Annotated in this window: 13 protein-coding genes, 1 tRNA gene and 2 pseudogenes; 13 read left to right on the top strand and 3 right to left on the bottom strand. The window is 38.2% G+C overall.

Annotated elements, in window-relative coordinates:
- A pseudogene (locus H6F62_RS19645) lies at positions 1-122 on the bottom strand (photosystem II D2 protein (photosystem q(a) protein)); the annotation flags it as partial.
- A gap of 265 nt (positions 123-387) precedes the next feature.
- On the opposite strand from H6F62_RS19645, the gene H6F62_RS19640 reads away from it, so the two are divergent.
- The 6 genes from H6F62_RS19640 (at position 388) to H6F62_RS19615 (ending at position 4,791) form a co-directional block, all read left to right on the top strand.
- Positions 388-675 carry a hypothetical protein gene (locus H6F62_RS19640; RefSeq protein ID WP_137908470.1) on the top strand — a complete coding sequence of 96 codons (288 nt, stop codon included), beginning with the start codon at positions 388-390 and terminating at the stop codon, positions 673-675.
- Between the two features lie 2 nt (positions 676-677).
- Positions 678-1,355 carry an ABC transporter ATP-binding protein gene (locus H6F62_RS19635; RefSeq protein ID WP_137908471.1) on the top strand — a complete coding sequence of 226 codons (678 nt, stop codon included), beginning with the start codon at positions 678-680 and terminating at the stop codon, positions 1,353-1,355.
- Between the two features lie 573 nt (positions 1,356-1,928).
- Positions 1,929-2,477, top strand: a complete 549-nt coding sequence (locus H6F62_RS19630) for an NYN domain-containing protein (protein WP_137908472.1) — start codon at positions 1,929-1,931, stop codon at positions 2,475-2,477.
- Positions 2,478-2,636: 159 nt separating this feature from the next.
- Positions 2,637-2,708 (top strand) — tRNA-Asn (locus H6F62_RS19625).
- Positions 2,709-3,177: 469 nt separating this feature from the next.
- Positions 3,178-3,654, top strand: a complete 477-nt coding sequence (locus H6F62_RS19620) for a phosphate-starvation-inducible PsiE family protein (RefSeq protein ID WP_137908473.1) — start codon at positions 3,178-3,180, stop codon at positions 3,652-3,654.
- Between the two features lie 207 nt (positions 3,655-3,861).
- Complete coding sequence (locus H6F62_RS19615; protein WP_137908484.1) at positions 3,862-4,791, top strand: sugar ABC transporter permease; 930 nt, start codon at positions 3,862-3,864, stop codon at positions 4,789-4,791.
- A 787-nt stretch (positions 4,792-5,578) separates the two neighbouring features.
- On the opposite strand, the gene ruvC is transcribed toward H6F62_RS19615, so the two are convergent.
- Positions 5,579-6,070 (bottom strand): crossover junction endodeoxyribonuclease RuvC, encoded by a 492-nt coding sequence (gene ruvC, locus H6F62_RS19610; protein ID WP_137908474.1) that lies wholly within the window; start codon positions 6,068-6,070, stop codon positions 5,579-5,581.
- A 155-nt stretch (positions 6,071-6,225) separates the two neighbouring features.
- Here ruvC and H6F62_RS19605 point away from each other — a divergent pair, with 155 nt between their 5' ends.
- Together H6F62_RS19605 and tsaE are read left to right on the top strand one after the other, a co-directional pair.
- Positions 6,226-7,602, top strand: coding sequence for a gluconeogenesis factor YvcK family protein (locus H6F62_RS19605; protein ID WP_190372772.1), 1,377 nt, complete (start codon positions 6,226-6,228; stop codon positions 7,600-7,602).
- A gap of 142 nt (positions 7,603-7,744) precedes the next feature.
- Positions 7,745-8,173, top strand: a complete 429-nt coding sequence (gene tsaE / locus H6F62_RS19600; RefSeq protein WP_137908476.1) for a tRNA (adenosine(37)-N6)-threonylcarbamoyltransferase complex ATPase subunit type 1 TsaE — start codon at positions 7,745-7,747, stop codon at positions 8,171-8,173.
- A gap of 20 nt (positions 8,174-8,193) precedes the next feature.
- On the opposite strand, the gene H6F62_RS19595 is transcribed toward tsaE, so the two are convergent.
- Positions 8,194-9,513, bottom strand: coding sequence for a dihydroorotase (locus H6F62_RS19595; RefSeq protein ID WP_190372771.1), 1,320 nt, complete (start codon positions 9,511-9,513; stop codon positions 8,194-8,196).
- 226 nt (positions 9,514-9,739) lie between these two features.
- Between H6F62_RS19595 and lepB the strand changes: the two genes are divergently transcribed.
- The 5 genes and pseudogenes from lepB to H6F62_RS19570 all read left to right on the top strand — a co-directional run.
- Positions 9,740-10,393 (top strand): signal peptidase I, encoded by a 654-nt coding sequence (lepB, locus tag H6F62_RS19590; RefSeq protein WP_190372770.1) that lies wholly within the window; start codon positions 9,740-9,742, stop codon positions 10,391-10,393.
- Positions 10,394-10,600: 207 nt separating this feature from the next.
- Positions 10,601-11,719 carry an LdpA C-terminal domain-containing domain gene (locus H6F62_RS19585; protein ID WP_190372769.1) on the top strand — a complete coding sequence of 373 codons (1,119 nt, stop codon included), beginning with the start codon at positions 10,601-10,603 and terminating at the stop codon, positions 11,717-11,719.
- Positions 11,720-11,764: 45 nt separating this feature from the next.
- Positions 11,765-13,510, top strand: coding sequence for a R3H domain-containing nucleic acid-binding protein (locus H6F62_RS19580; RefSeq protein WP_190372768.1), 1,746 nt, complete (start codon positions 11,765-11,767; stop codon positions 13,508-13,510).
- Between the two features lie 195 nt (positions 13,511-13,705).
- Positions 13,706-14,104 (top strand): four helix bundle protein, encoded by a 399-nt coding sequence (locus H6F62_RS19575; RefSeq protein WP_190372767.1) that lies wholly within the window; start codon positions 13,706-13,708, stop codon positions 14,102-14,104.
- Between the two features lie 263 nt (positions 14,105-14,367).
- A pseudogene (locus H6F62_RS19570) lies at positions 14,368-15,176 on the top strand (ATP-binding protein); the annotation flags it as partial.

Genomic DNA, 15,176 nt, shown 5'->3' with positions numbered 1-15,176 from the left:
AAGGCGCAGGGGAATAGTAATATTCCTGACCAACCTACGAATACAAAGCGATCGCGCTTTAACCAGTCGTCTAATACGTCAAACCACCCTCTACTGGGGGCGCGTCCAACTGCAATGGTCATGAGAGTAGATCTCCAAAATGTTTTATAAGTACGGATATTATGCGTATGTAAATGGCGAAAATTAGCCCTTTACATAAAGTCAACCAGATTGTTAATCCAGTTTACAATTTTTTACGCTTTCTATCATAATAGGTGAAAATCTCTAATTTTGCTAGTGGACTAAAAAAAATTTTATTTGGGGATTGGAGATACAAAAAAGTAGGCCAGAAAATTCTTAACAACTGACGCTAGAATGGGTTCTACAGTGAAAATTGATTAGTTCTAAATGTTTACCATCGACTTAAGCATCAGAAATACTGCCTTCCCTATATCAGTACAACGTAAGTCTACTGAGGATGCCGAAGCGGTCTATCAACTGATTTTAGCGGCAATGCGTTCTGGAAACCCTGATATTGTGGAACTCAAGTGCGAAGGGAAAACAGAAAAAAAAATTGCTGTCCGTGCTAGTGAAATTTCGGGAGTCCAAATTGTGCAGAAAGATGGTCCAACTACCAGTAGTGGTAAACCTCCCGGCTTTGCTGCTTTCACTACTGCTGAAGAAGCTAAGGTATAAAGATGACAGCAGTAGGCATCGAAGTTAATAATTTAAACTTCTTTTGGCCTAATGGAGAGCAGGTGATCAAATCTTGCTCTCTGCAAGTACCTAAAGGGGAATTTTGGATGCTTTTGGGAACAAACGGTAGTGGTAAATCTACTCTATTGAGATTAATAGTAGGACTATTAACACCTCAATCTGGGCAAATTATGGTTTTACCCCCCGTAGGCTTTGTGTTCCAAAATCCTGATCATCAACTAGTTATGCCTACGGTTGGTGCTGATGTAGCTTTTGGATTGGTGGCGGAAAAGTTACTACCTAATGTAGTTAAAGCTAGGGTAGAAGAGGCTTTAGATGCAGTAAACTTACTGTCTCTACAGCGACGACCTATTTATGCCCTTTCCGGTGGACAAAAACAACGAGTAGCAATTGCTGGGGCGATCGCTCGTCACTGTCATCTGTTATTATTAGATGAACCCACTGCTTTATTAGATCCAGACAGTCAACTTGATTTAGTGGTTACTGTGCGTAATTTAGTAAAAAGTCGCGGAATTACTGCTTTGTGGGTAACTCATCGCTTAGAAGAGTTAAATTATTGTGATGGTGCTTTTTTATTAGAAAAGGGTTGTTTAGTTGATACTGGTGAAGGACAACGTCTGAAACAGAGATTAATGCAAGCAAATCATCATTCATACTAGACTCATCCTAGATTCATCAAGAATCAAGATAAATATGAGGAAGGATGCTAAAAAATTTTAAATTCCCCTTCTGACCCCTGACCAAAAATCTGGGATACAAGCCCCGTCCTTTTAGGACGGCTTTATGTTAAAATTTGGTCATAGTCGCCATAGGGCATTGGGAGACTTTAAACGGACATGGAGGGACGATAAGACCACTTGTGGCGTGTTCTGGTGAAGTGTCAAGTGTTTCCCCGCACCTTCAGGTCGGTGAGTATGTCAATTCGTTCTCCTAGACCCCACAAGAACACTTTTTAGCAAAACCTTAATAACCAGATACCACAATACAGGATGCTGTAGAGGTATCTGGTTTTTTAGTATGGTAAAACAGAAGGTTTTCAAGTCTAGATCAGGAATGGCAATAAGCCTGATATTGGTAGGCATTTCCCTAATTATGACTTCTATCTTGAGGTTGAATTTTGACTCAAGGCAGGATTTTTTATTTTTTGTAACATAAAGTTACAAGCAATTCTTCATTTACTATAAGTCTTATGAATGATTTTTGTTAACTCTAGATAATTGTGATAAAAAACCATGCCTTCTTCCATCGTCTCAGCCGTGCTATTAGTAGACGGCTACAATATTATAGGCGCTTGGCCTTGCTTGAAAAAAACCCGTGATCATGTCGGGCTGGAAGCCGCACGGGGAGAGTTAGTAGCAGCCATGACTAATTATAGTGCCTTCCAAGGCTATGAAACTCAAGTGGTCTTTGATGCTCAATATCAAAACACCCCTAGCAACAGAGAAACCATTACAGAATTTTTAACAGTCTATTATACGGATTTTGGCCAGACTGCGGATACCTATATAGAAAAAACCTGTGCGTCTCTCCGTCACCAAATAGCCCAATCTTTAATTTCTCGCATGATTGTCGCTACATCAGATCGAGCGCAGCAGTTAACGGTTCAGGGCTATGGTGCAGAATGGTTGTCAGCGCATCAACTATGTGGTGAAGTAGAAACTACAGTATCTAGGATGCGTCCTAGGTATCAGTCCAAAAAACAACCTAAAAGTAGATTTCTGGCCAATGCCATTGATGCTAAAGCCAGAGAACGGTTAGCAGAACTCCGCATGGGATTGTAAATTTCCAAATTCAAAAAACTCTGAACTTCAGCAATAGAAAGGGTTTGGGGTATTTAAGGCTGGTGATTTTCCCAGCAACCAAAAAAAAGTTCAAAAATTTTTTCAAAACCTCTTGCATTAATTTGGATTGTGGTTTATTATGATTAAAGTTAAGAGCGTTCCTCAGTAGCTCAGTGGTAGAGCGATCGACTGTTAATCGATTGGTCGCTGGTTCGAATCCGGCCTGGGGAGTTTAAATCAGGGGAAGTTTATTAAACTTCCTGCAAAATCACATCTTAATTGACATACTGCTTAATTTCTAATTAAAGGATAAAGTAGTAGGTCAATTATGGCTTTTTATTTCCTCGTTTAAGCGTTTTTGTTAACTCTTGATTCAGACCATTGTGCGTCCCTGGGTGCAAGAGAATGATAAGTTTTTCAAATCAGTCTTTTACAAAAAAAGGTAATCTTTATGTTTGTTGAGAAAAATATGGGTTCATTCTCAATAATCTTGAGAATAATGTCAATAATGCCACGATTTTACTAGGGTATTGACATCTTGAATTTTTGTGGTAATATGAGGGTGTATGATTTTGCGCCTGTTTATGGCAAATCAAAAGATTGATATGACAAGGTTTTCCCGAATTAAATAAGAATCTATTAAGATTGGTTTAATGGTTAATCGTTAAAATAGATTTATCTAGATTTTCTGAGAAATACCATGCCAAAGTGGATAATTATAGAAGTCAATAATTGGTTTAAACGTGATAGAATTGTTCGTAATTTGGAGATATTTCAGGATATTATTGTTATTTCCCTGTGCGTGGGTTTATTTTGTGTAATGCTGATTCGACTAGGGGATATGTTTTTATCTTTTTTGCGTCCCTTAGATATACGACAGGTAACATCTGATATTTTGTTTATTTTAATATTAGTAGAACTGTTTAGGTTGTTAGTTGATTATCTGCAAGAACGAAGTATTTCCGTAGGTGCAGCGGTAGAAATTACTATAGTTTCCGCTTTGCGAGAAGTGATTTTACGTGGTGTATTAGAAATTCCCCTGAATCAACTTTTTGGACTTTCTATATTCTTATTGGTTCTAGCCGGAATTTTTCTGGCTTTACCTTGGATGACTAGTTTATCAGAACAGGTAAAAATTAGTAAACATCAAATAATTGAACTAGAACCAGAATCATAATTCTATTTGGAGAATAGGGAAAGAATCATTTTAGGACTTATACAGGAGCTAGGAATGAACCACGAAGGAGCAAAGAACACGAAGCAAAGAAGATTTCAGAGATATTTTGTATAAGTCCTAGATTTAATTAATTTCCTATTCTCTGATATGAGTTACAAATATAGCAGATTACAAATCAATATTCAACATCTACCATTAATTAATTATATGCCTGAACTAACGCCAAAACAATGGATTTTAATTAAACAGAAAATCACACCATATTTATTTTTGTTACCCGCTTTAATTATTTTAACATTCACAGTTTTTTATCCAGCAATTCAAGCCTTTTATCTCAGCTTTACCAGCTACGAAAATATAGGAGATATTCCCCAGTGGGTAGGTGGGAAAAATTTTCTGCGTTTATGGAAAGATACCGTTTTTTGGCAAACTTTAGAAAATACTTTTCTTTATTTAATTGGTGTTGTCCCAATTTTAGTATTTTTCCCCCTAGTTTTAGCAATTTTGGTTAATCAAAAACTGCGGGGAATGAATTGGTTTAGAACAGCATATTATACACCAGTTGTAATTTCCATGGTAGTGGCGGGCATAGCCTGGAAATGGTTGTATGCAGAAACCGGACTACTTAATCAAATTCTCAAAACTTTAGGGATTTTTCCCGCAGGAATTCCCTGGTTAACAAGTCCAGATAAAATTTTAGGAATTGTTCCTATTTCCTTAGCTAGTGTCATGGCCGTAACAATTTGGAAAGGTTTAGGCTACTACATGGTAATTTATTTAGCGGGGTTACAATCTATCCCCGCTGATATTTATGAAGCTGCTGCTATTGATGGTTCTGATAGCATTCGCAAACATTGGGATATTACTCTACCATTAATGAAACCTTATTTAGCTTTAGTTGCTGTCATTTCTTCCATTGCTGCTACAAAAGTTTTTGAAGAAGTTTATGTCATGACTCAAGGTGGACCTCTCAACAGTTCCAAGACAATTGTTTATTATTTATACGAACAAGCATTTGATAATTTAGAAATTAGCTATGCTTGTACTATTGGTTTAGTATTATTTTTAATAATTTTGATTTTATCAGTTTTAAGATTGATTGTCAATCAGCAAGATGGTAATGATTTTAATGTTTGATATTTAAAAATCCCATTATTTAAAATTTAAATTGTTTACGTTTAAATTAAGGTTAACAAACCACTCTAGGCACAGAGGACACAGAGAAATTAGGGTTTGAGGGATATTTATCTACAGAAAGTTTTCCAGTAGTTTTGTTAAAAAGCAGAAAAAATAGTAGATACAAGCTGAATTTAAGTAAAATTTCCAATAATTATAGAGTTATAAATTGTTATACCTAGGCTAAAAACAGCAAAAAGAGTATTAACAGTTTTATAAAATTAAACTCCTGTTTATAGAATTAATATTCTTATAAAGTTACAAATTGCATTAGAGAAAAAACGCCATAAAATCAAGAAGTTAAAGCACTATTCCTAATAACACAACTAACTTCAACAAAAGCTTTGTATTGCAATACATTATTTTTGTTTTTTTATCCGATAGCTAAAGATATTAAAACAAATAGAATAGATTATTTAACAATCTTTCTGTATAATTTAACAGTAAATATTGAAAATAAACTTAATTTAATTTACAACTTTACTGAATTAAAACAAATTTTTGAACTTATGAAAGCAAAAACTTAAAAACTACCAATTTAAAATCAAGACTTTTGCGAATTTGTGACTTTGCAGGAGAAAAAAAGTATATAAATTGTGAGAACTAACCTAAAACAAACTTAAACATTAACAAAAAACTAGATTTTTCAACTTATTTCCCTGCGCTTCTGCGTTTGTGCGTGAAACAAATCCATACTTTTATTTACTCATAGCAAAAAAGAATATATAGATTAATACTGTATATATTATTATAATTGAAACGAAGCCGTCAAAGCCAACGCTAAAGCATCCGCAGCATCATCTGGTCGGGGAATTTCATCTAAATCTAACTCGCGCATGACAGCTTCTTGTACTTCTGCTTTATCTGCCTTACCATAATTTGTTAAAGCCTGTTTAATTTGGGGAGGTGCAAATTCCACATAAGGAAGTTTACGTTGTCCTAAAACTAGCATTAACACACCTCTAGCTTGGGCAACGACAATAGTATTAGCCATGCGATAAAAAAATAATTTTTCAATTGCAACTAAATCTGGTTGTATTTCTTCGATAAGAGTGTTTAAATCATCAAATAAAATACATAGTCGTTGACTCATTTCCATATCCGCATGAGTGCGAATGACACCAAAATCAATCATCTGTATCTTTATCTCCTGCGTTTTATTTGCACTTTTTTGCCAATTAATCGCTCCAAAACCCACAATTGCTAGTCCTGGATCTATGCCTAAAATCCGCTTTTCCATATAATTCTCTATGATGGTAATTTTCCTAACTGCTGACTTTTTTCTCTTGCAAATATGAAGGAATGGATAATTCTGACAATTTCCCCTCTAGACTGGTGAGTCAATGATGTAAAGTTTTTGTTAAATATTGTTTGTATCAACAATCCCTATTGAGTATGTTCAGCGGTTTTTTCAAACGAGCGATTAATTCGTTACAATTACAATCCCATGGTCGCGCTTCCCACCGCATTAACCAATGGTTTAAATGGTTATCCCCCGGGTTAGTGGTGAAACGCTGGTTACTCATCAGTGTTGGGGGTGTGGTGTTGGCTAGTTTGGGGTTGGCTATTTGGGTAAAATTAACCCCAATTTTTTGGATACTAGAATTTCTCACGGGTCTTTTAGCGTTTTTTGCGGACATTTTCCCCAACTATATCAGCGGTCCTTTACTCCTGCTATCTGGTGTTTTATTGTTGTTGTGGGGACAATACCGCACTGTAGGTTCAATTACAGAAGTATTAAGACCGGAAGGTGAGGAGGAGGAATTGATAGATGTTCTTTTAGCTCACCGTCGTTTATATCGAGGTCCCAAAATTGTTGTTATTGGTGGTGGTACGGGACTTTCCACTTTACTCCGAGGTTTGAAAACCTACAGTGCTAATATTACCGCTGTTGTTACTGTAGCAGATGATGGTGGTTCTTCGGGTAGATTACGAGAAGAATTTGGTGTTTTACCTCCTGGAGATATCCGCAATTGTTTAGCAGCATTAGCAGACGAGGAAAGATTGCTGACGGAATTATTTCAGTATCGTTTTCGTGCTGGAGATGGATTAACAGGCCACAGTTTTGGTAATTTATTTTTAACTGCTATGACTGATATTGCTGGAGATTTAGAACAGGCTATTGCTGCTAGTTCTAAAGTGTTAGCAGTGAAAGGACAAGTTTTACCTGCTACTCTTAGTGATGTAAGACTTTGGGCAGAATTGACAGACGGCCGACGCATTGAGGGTGAATCTAATATTCCCAAAGCTGAAGGAAAAATTGTCAAAATCGGTTGTATTCCTGAAAATCCCCCCGCATTACCCGCTGCAATTAAAGCTATTGAAGAAGCTGATTACATTATTATTGGCCCTGGCAGTCTTTATACTAGCTTAATTCCTAATTTATTAGTCAGAGAAATTGCTGATGCGATCGCTGCTACTGATATACCTCGCATTTATATCTGTAATATCATGACTCAACCAGGAGAAACTGATGGATATAGTGTTTCTGATCATATTCAAGCTATAGATAAAGCTTGTGACAATAAAAGATTATTTGATGCTGTGTTAGTTCATAAAAAAATACCCTCAGCCCAAGCACTCATTCGTTATGCTCAACAAAATGCCCACCCAGTTTTTTTAGATAGAGAAGCTGTTATTCAATTAGGACGGCGAATCATTCCTGCTAATATTTTATTTGAAGATGAAAATGGCGCTGTTCGTCATGACCCCCAAAAATTAGCTAAGGTTCTACTGAAATGGTATAGTGGAGCGCATCACAGTAAAAAGTAAGTCTTTAATTTGATGCTGTCATTGCTAATTAATAAAAATACATTCTGAATCAATAAACAATTGCTCACGTTTAAAAAACAATTACTCACGATTTAAAAACAATCGCTCACGATAAGCACCCATTAAAAATGACATAAGACAAATGACTACAATTTTTCTTGCGGATTTAAAAGCAACACAGCAATTAGGTATTACTCTTGGAAAAACCTTAAATGCGGGAAGTGTGATTTTATTGTCAGGTGATTTAGGTGCTGGTAAAACTACCTTAGTCCAAAGTATTGGTAAAGGTTTGGGAATAATTGACCCTATTGTTAGTCCTACTTTTACTCTAATTAATGAGTATACAGAAGGACGAATTCCGCTTTATCACTTAGATTTATACCGTCTTGAAACTCATGAAGTGATAGGTTTAAACTTAGAAAGTTACTGGGAAGGAATAGAAGTCACACCGGGAATTGTAGCAATTGAATGGGCTGAACGAATGCCTTATTTACCAGATAGTTATTTGAAGATACGTTTAAACCATGGTGAAAATGGTCAACGTCAGGCCGAAATTACGGAAATAAACTGACCATTGACCACTGACTAGAATTATGAAAAAGTCAAAGCTTGTCCGCGAATTTGGGTATTTACCTGACCATGATCATAAACGATTTCACCACCGACAATAGTTGTTACAGGCCAACCCGTCAAATTCCAACTTTCAAAAGGACTCCAACCACACTTACTTAAAACTTCTTCCCGTTTAACTTCCCGGTAATTTTTTAAATCTACCAAAACCAAATCAGCATCATAACCAGGGGAAATTTCTCCCTTATTGGGGATACCATAGGCTACAGCTACCGCTTTAGACATCCATTGGACAACTTGAGCAACAGTACATTTTCCTGTCATAGCAGCGGTTAACATTAAAGGTAAAGAAGTTTCTACACCGGGCATTCCCGAAGGCGTGTTAGGGTAAGTTTGGGCTTTTTCTGCCAAAGTGTGGGGGGCGTGGTCTGTAGCGATAAAATCAATGATACCATCCCGTAAAGCTTGCCAGAGAACTTCATTATCGTGGGGCGATCGCAAAGGGGGATTCATTTGTGCTAAAGTACCAATAGTTGCATAAGCACTAGTATTTAAAAGCAAATGTTGGGGTGTTACCTCCGCTGTCACCCAACTGGGTTTATCATGACGTAGTAACTCCGCTTCCTCCGCTGTTGACATATGTAAAATATGCAAGCGGCGCTGATACTTTTTAGAGAGTTTTAACGCCAATTGGGTAGCTAACAAAGCGGCTTGATTATCTTGAATTTGGGAATGAATAGCCGGATCTTCAATACCCGCAAACTCTTGTTTGCGTTGATTAATTCTAGCTTGGTCTTCGGCATGAACAGCAATTAAACGATTTCCCTGGGCAAAAATCGCCTCTAGTACCTCCTCCTGGCTTACCAATAACTGTCCGTGCATTGACCCCATAAACACCTTAATTCCTGGTGTCGGACTAGCAGAAAGTAAATCTGGTAAATTGTCTCCCGTAGCCCCAATAAAAAAGCCATAATTAACTAAGCACTTACTAGCAGCCCGCTGTAACTTGTCATTTAAAGCCGACTGACTAATGGTTAAAGGTCTTGTATTCGGCATTTCTAAAAACGAGGTGACACCCCCCTTAGCACAAGCACAACTGGCTGTAAACAAGTCTTCCTTGTGTTCTAAACCTGGTTCGCGGAAATGCACCTGGGGGTCAATTACTCCTGGCAACAAAGTTAAACCCCGTGCGTCAATTTCATGGGTAGGAGCAGCATTAGTAATTTCTTGACCTAACTGGACTATTTGTCTTCCCTGAGTTAAGACATCCCCAATCATTGACTCACCATTAGGTAGAATAATTTCAGCATGACGAATCAGTAAACTTTGCGTAGTTGACATGGATGTACAATTTTTAAGTATTGATGGATCATAGATAACTTTTTCTTGAATAGGTTTATTGTCAAGTCAAGTCAGCTAAGAACCTGATTGTTTGTGGTTGAACACAGGAAAATACTAGATTTTTGACTTGATTTACCTACCATTTGCTCCATTTCGTTAAGATTGATAATATCAAGTCTCTCTGTCTGAGTTCAATACTAGTCTCTTAACATACTTCAACAATTTCATGCAAAATCAAGCGTCTGATCAAAACTCTAGCCAACAACCTGATAATTCCTGGATAGTAGAGCTAGGTAAAACGATGATCTTGAGTGTCTTTCTAGCTCTGGGAATTCGTACCTTTGTCGCTGAAGCCCGTTGGATTCCTTCTGGCTCTATGGAACCAACTTTACATGGTGTCGAAGACCAATGGAAAGCGGATAAGATTATCGTGGATAAGGTGAAGTATAAATTTGCTGACCCCCAGCGCGGAGATATAGTAGTATTTTTACCACCAGAAACAATAAAGAATCCTAAACGGGACGCATATATTAAAAGAGTAATTGGTTTACCCGGTGAAAAAGTGGAACTTAAGGCTGGCAAAGTATATATTAATGGCCAGCCTTTACAGGAAAATCTTTATCTATCTTCTGCTGTGCGGACATTCGTTGAGACTTGCAATAGCAGCGGTCCCCAGCCTCCTTTCTTGGCTAAACCCGAAGTTATTCCCCCAAATTCCTACTTAATGTTAGGTGATAACCGAGGTAGTAGTTATGATGGACGTTGTTGGGGCGTTATTCCCCGCGAACGTATTATTGGTCAGGCTGTAGTTCGTTTCTGGCCACTCAACAAAATTGGACCGATTGATCAAAGTCCTGTTTATCCATCTGCAAAACCATGAAATGATACCACATAAAGTCATATAAAGGAAGTGAGGGGGCAGGAAAACCCGCCCCCACAGAAGTCAAGCTAAGGCTACCGGGGCTATCAATACATATCTTGTATTTGTTGTCAAGGCATAAATCCTATTATTTTATTAATCAAATCAATTTTCAATTTTCTTGATTACAGGTTGCAATTTATAGTCGAATAAAAGCATAATGGAAGTGTGACTGATTTATTAGCCCCCTTACAATCCTTAAAACAAGGTAATTGGTTCAAATTAATTTGCGGAGCCAGTTTCCAACACCTGCCTGCGGTCAGAAATTTAACATTGGCCTACACTTTGGCTGGTGCTGACTGTATAGATGTAGCAGCCGATACGGCGGTCATTGCCGCCACTCAAGAAGCTTTAATGGTAGCCAAGAGTTTGGCCAAGGTTGCCCAGGAGCGGGGCTTTGCCTTTACAGGTAATTTGCCCTTGTTAATGGTCAGCGTCAATGATGGTGAAGATCCCCATTTTAGAAAAGCTGAGTTTAATTCTCAACACTGTCCCAGTGATTGTCTTAAACCATGTGAAAAAATTTGTCCAGCCCAGGCAATTTTATTTAACAATACCAAAGATGAGCTATCGGGAGTAATTAGAGAAAAATGTTATGGCTGTGGGCGTTGCGTTCCCATCTGTCCCTATGGGATAATTTATACAAAATCTTATGTGTCAACGCTAGGGGAGGTTGCACCATTGATCATGTCCATGGGAATAGATGCTGTAGAAATTCATACTCAAGTAGGGCGGTTGGCAGAATTTCAACGGTTATGGGCGGCAATGACACCTTGGGTAGATAAATTAAAGTTAGTCGCTATCAGTTGTAATGATGGAGAAGGACTAATTGATTACTTAAAAGCAATTTACGATTTAATTGTCCCCCGTCCGCAGTTTTTAATTTGGCAAACTGACGGGCGTTCCATGAGTGGTGATATTGGTAATGGTACAACCATAGCCACTGTGAAATTAGGACAGAAAGTTTTGACAGCAAACCTACCGGGATATGTGCAGTTAGCAGGAGGCACTAATAGCTATACTGTTCCTAAATTGCAAGGCATGGGACTACTGAATGATTTTGGAGTCCAAGATCACAATCCCCAATCCAAAATAGCTGGGGTTGCCTATGGTAGTTATGCCCGTGTATTGCTGTCATCTATTCTTGACCAATTAGAAAATAAGGAGGTGATTAACACTGATAGTCAAGGTAACAGCCGCTTGGAAACAAGACCAGAATTACTTTGGGAGGCTGTAAGGCTGGCCCATACTCTCGTTTCCCAGATTAAGTCTGGGCGTTTACGCTAATCACTCCAACCATATCTCTAAAAACGTCAGTCACCAATTATTGCCATGACGATTACAGAAGATCTCCACAAGTTGTTAGACATTTTACCCCAAGACCTCCAACAAAAACTAGAGAATCACCCTCAAGGACATAATTTAGTTGAAGTAGTTTTGGATTTAGGTCGTCGTCCAGAAGCTCGGTTTCCCCATGGAGCGGAGTATCTGAGCGAAACACCGGTCACTCAAGCACAGATAGATGATTGTATACAAAGAGTTGGAAATTTTGGAGGGGATAATCGGGCAGGAATTGAACAAACTTTACATCGCATCAGTGCTATCCGCAACCGTAGTGGTAAGATTATCGGTTTAACCTGTCGTGTTGGCCGGGCGGTATTCGGAACAATTGCCATGATCCGCGATTTGGTGGAAACTGGTCAATCAATTCTGATGCTCGGTCGTCCCGGTGTTGGTAAAACCACGGCTTTAAGGGAAATTGCCCGCGTGTTGGCCGATGACTTAAATAAGCGAGTGGTGATTATTGACACATCTAACGAAATCGCTGGAGATGGTGATGTTGCTCACCCTGCCATTGGTCGGGCCAGACGAATGCAAGTTTCTCAGCCAGAATTACAACATCAAGTCATGATTGAGGCTGTGGAAAACCATATGCCAGAGGTGATTGTGATTGATGAAATTGGCACGGAATTGGAAGCTTTAGCAGCCCGTACTATTGCGGAAAGAGGGGTACAATTAGTGGGAACTGCCCACGGTAATCAGATTGAAAATCTGATTAAAAATCCGACTCTATCTGATTTGGTGGGGGGTATTCAGGCTGTTACTTTGGGAGATGATGAGGCTAGACGACGTGGTTCGCAAAAAACGGTTTTAGAACGCAAAGCTCCGCCTACTTTTGACATTGCTGTGGAAATGTTAGAACGACAACGCTGGGTAGTTCATGACTGTGTGGCTGATACGGTTGATACTTTGTTACGTGGTCGTCAACCTAACCCACAAACTAGAACCGTTGATGATCAGGGTAAGGTGGGTATTGCTAGACAGTTGGCTGTGGTCAATGGTGGTAATGGTAATGGTAATGGCCACGTGACTAAGGTGGAAGAGTCTTTCTTGGCTGCTAAACCCAATGGTTGGCGTTCTTCTGGACAAATGGTGGCTTTACCACCTTTATCTATGGAAAGGGAAAGACCGACGGGACGCAGTGAATTTGACCGCTTGTTAGATGAATCTTTCAATTACTCAGAAAGTATTAATTTTCCCAGCCGCAAACCAGCAGGTCCCAATGGGGAAGATTTGCCATTACATATTTACCCTTATGGGGTGAGTCGTGATCAACTTGAACAGGTAATTAATGTGTTAACTTTGCCTGTGGTCTTGACAAAAGACTTAGATAGTGCTGATGCTATTTTAGCTCTGCGATCGCACGTCAAGAACCACGCTAAGTTACGACAAATGGCTAAAGCCCGTAATTTACCGATGTTCATGATTAAGTCCAGTACAATTCCCCAAATTACTCGCAGTTTACGCCGACTTCTGAATATGGATGATCCAGATATTGGCGATAACAGAGAGTTACAATTGTTACTACACAATGGTAGTGATGATGAAATGGACGCTTTGGAGGAAGCTAGACTTGCTGTAGAGCAGATTGTTATTCCTAAAGGTCAACCTGTGGAGTTACTACCCCGTTCTTCCCAAGTGCGGAAAATGCAGCATGAGTTAGTAGAACATTATCGCCTCAAATCCGACAGTTTTGGCGATGAACCAAATCGGCGGTTAAGAATTTATCCGGCTTAAGTTCTTGATCATTTTCCCCTTTTCTGCATTAAAAACCCAGGTTTAGTTACCCCACGAAAGTCCCCCATTGTCAAGGTGGGGAAACCGGAATCTAGTCCCCTCCCCTTAGCAAGGGGAGGGTTAGGGTGGGGTCAAGGGTAGGTTTTTTACATTAAGATTTATAATAGGGAAAGACAAGGCAGACAAGGAAGGAAAGTGGACAAGGAAGAAGAACCAAGAAAAATTAAAACCCATGAAGATTTAGGGATATATCAAAAAGCGTTTAATGCAGCAATGACAATTTTTGATTTATCAAAACAGTTTCCTGCGGAAGAAAGATATTCCCTGACTGACATACGTCGTTCTTCTCGTTCAGTGTGTGCGAATTTTGCAGAAGCTTGGAGAAAAAGAAGATATAAAGCCTCATTTATAGCTAAATTAAATGATTGTGAATCGGAAGCAGCCGAAACCCAAGTGTGGCTAAAATTTGCAGTGAAATGTCAATATATTTCCGTAGAGGAAGGAAGAGATTTATATAGTACATACAATCAAGTTTTAAGTGGATTAGTAAAAATGATTAATCATCCAGAAAGTTGGTTAATAGGTAATAATTGAGTATTGTTCTCAATGGGAAATATAGATGACAGTGGCATAAAACTCGTTTGACAGATCCCAAAAGGGCTGAAAGATTATGGTTAGCTATTGCTGTAGCTACACTGTGGACTCTCTGAGTTGGTAGTGATATCAATCAACAGAGGCATAACTTCCTTGTCTACTTTCCCTCCTTGTCTTCCCAGTCTTACCCTGACGACAATGTAAAAAACCTACCCTTGTGAGGGGGTGGGGTAAAAACCTTATTTATCCCAGGAGTGCATTTTATGAAGTTCAATCGTAGTCAAGTTAAAAAATACCTGCAATTAGCTGATTTTACATCGCTTTTTATTGAAGAACTAGGTTGGGATTATGCTGATATTTCTCCTATTTATTTAAAGGTCAATGACGAAAATTATACGATAGAAGCTATTTGCCAAAAACGTGGTTTAATGGTTTATCATTGTTTACCGGAAAAGGGGATTTTACCCAATGCTCAAGTGAGAAAAAAGATTGATGTTGAAGTTACTAGTTATAGTCAAGAACATTTAATTATTTACACAGATAAAGGTCAACAAAAACAAATTTGGCAATGGGTCAAACGAGAGTCCGCAACTAAAACTAAAGCTAAAGAAACTACCTTTAATATTACTCAGTCGGGAGAGTTATTAAGTCAAAAGTTAGAAGCTTTATTTATTGATTTTGCGGAAGAAGAAAATCTGACTTTAACAGATGTTACTCAACGCACTGAAAAAGCTTTTGATATTGAAAAAGTTACCAAAGACTTTTTTAATAAATTCCAAGAAAGACATTTTAAATTTGCTGCTGTTATTCAAGGGATAGAAAATCCAAAGGATGCTAATTGGTACGCTTCCGTGGTTTTAAACCGGTTGATGTTTATTTATTTTCTCCAGAAAAAGGGATTTTTAGATCATGGTAATCCTAATTATTTACAAGATAAGTTAAAAGTTAGTCAAACTCAGGGTAAGGACTTATATTATCAACAGTTTTTACAAACTTTGTTTTTTGATGGTTTTGGTAAAGCTGAAAAGTTCCGTAAACAGGAAACTGCCGTTTTAATTGGTAAAATTAAATA

Origin of the sequence: Anabaena sp. FACHB-1391, assembly GCF_014696755.1 — a bacterium.
In the GTDB taxonomy this organism is placed as follows: Bacteria; Cyanobacteriota; Cyanobacteriia; order Cyanobacteriales; family Nostocaceae; genus Dolichospermum; species Dolichospermum planctonicum.
The sequence above is the reverse complement of the archived record's forward strand: the minus strand, read 5'-3'. Positions and strand labels throughout refer to the sequence as shown.

Coding starts and splice junctions, on each gene's coding strand:
- H6F62_RS19640 (WP_137908470.1), top strand. CDS start 388: ATGTTTACCATCGACTTAAGCATCAGAAATACTGCCTTCCCTATATCA.
- H6F62_RS19635 (WP_137908471.1), top strand. CDS start 678: ATGACAGCAGTAGGCATCGAAGTTAATAATTTAAACTTCTTTTGGCCT.
- H6F62_RS19630 (WP_137908472.1), top strand. CDS start 1,929: ATGCCTTCTTCCATCGTCTCAGCCGTGCTATTAGTAGACGGCTACAAT.
- H6F62_RS19620 (WP_137908473.1), top strand. CDS start 3,178: ATGCCAAAGTGGATAATTATAGAAGTCAATAATTGGTTTAAACGTGAT.
- H6F62_RS19615 (WP_137908484.1), top strand. CDS start 3,862: ATGCCTGAACTAACGCCAAAACAATGGATTTTAATTAAACAGAAAATC.
- ruvC (WP_137908474.1), bottom strand. CDS start 6,070: ATGGAAAAGCGGATTTTAGGCATAGATCCAGGACTAGCAATTGTGGGT.
- H6F62_RS19605 (WP_190372772.1), top strand. CDS start 6,226: ATGTTCAGCGGTTTTTTCAAACGAGCGATTAATTCGTTACAATTACAA.
- tsaE (WP_137908476.1), top strand. CDS start 7,745: ATGACTACAATTTTTCTTGCGGATTTAAAAGCAACACAGCAATTAGGT.
- H6F62_RS19595 (WP_190372771.1), bottom strand. CDS start 9,513: ATGTCAACTACGCAAAGTTTACTGATTCGTCATGCTGAAATTATTCTA.
- lepB (WP_190372770.1), top strand. CDS start 9,740: ATGCAAAATCAAGCGTCTGATCAAAACTCTAGCCAACAACCTGATAAT.
- H6F62_RS19580 (WP_190372768.1), top strand. CDS start 11,765: ATGACGATTACAGAAGATCTCCACAAGTTGTTAGACATTTTACCCCAA.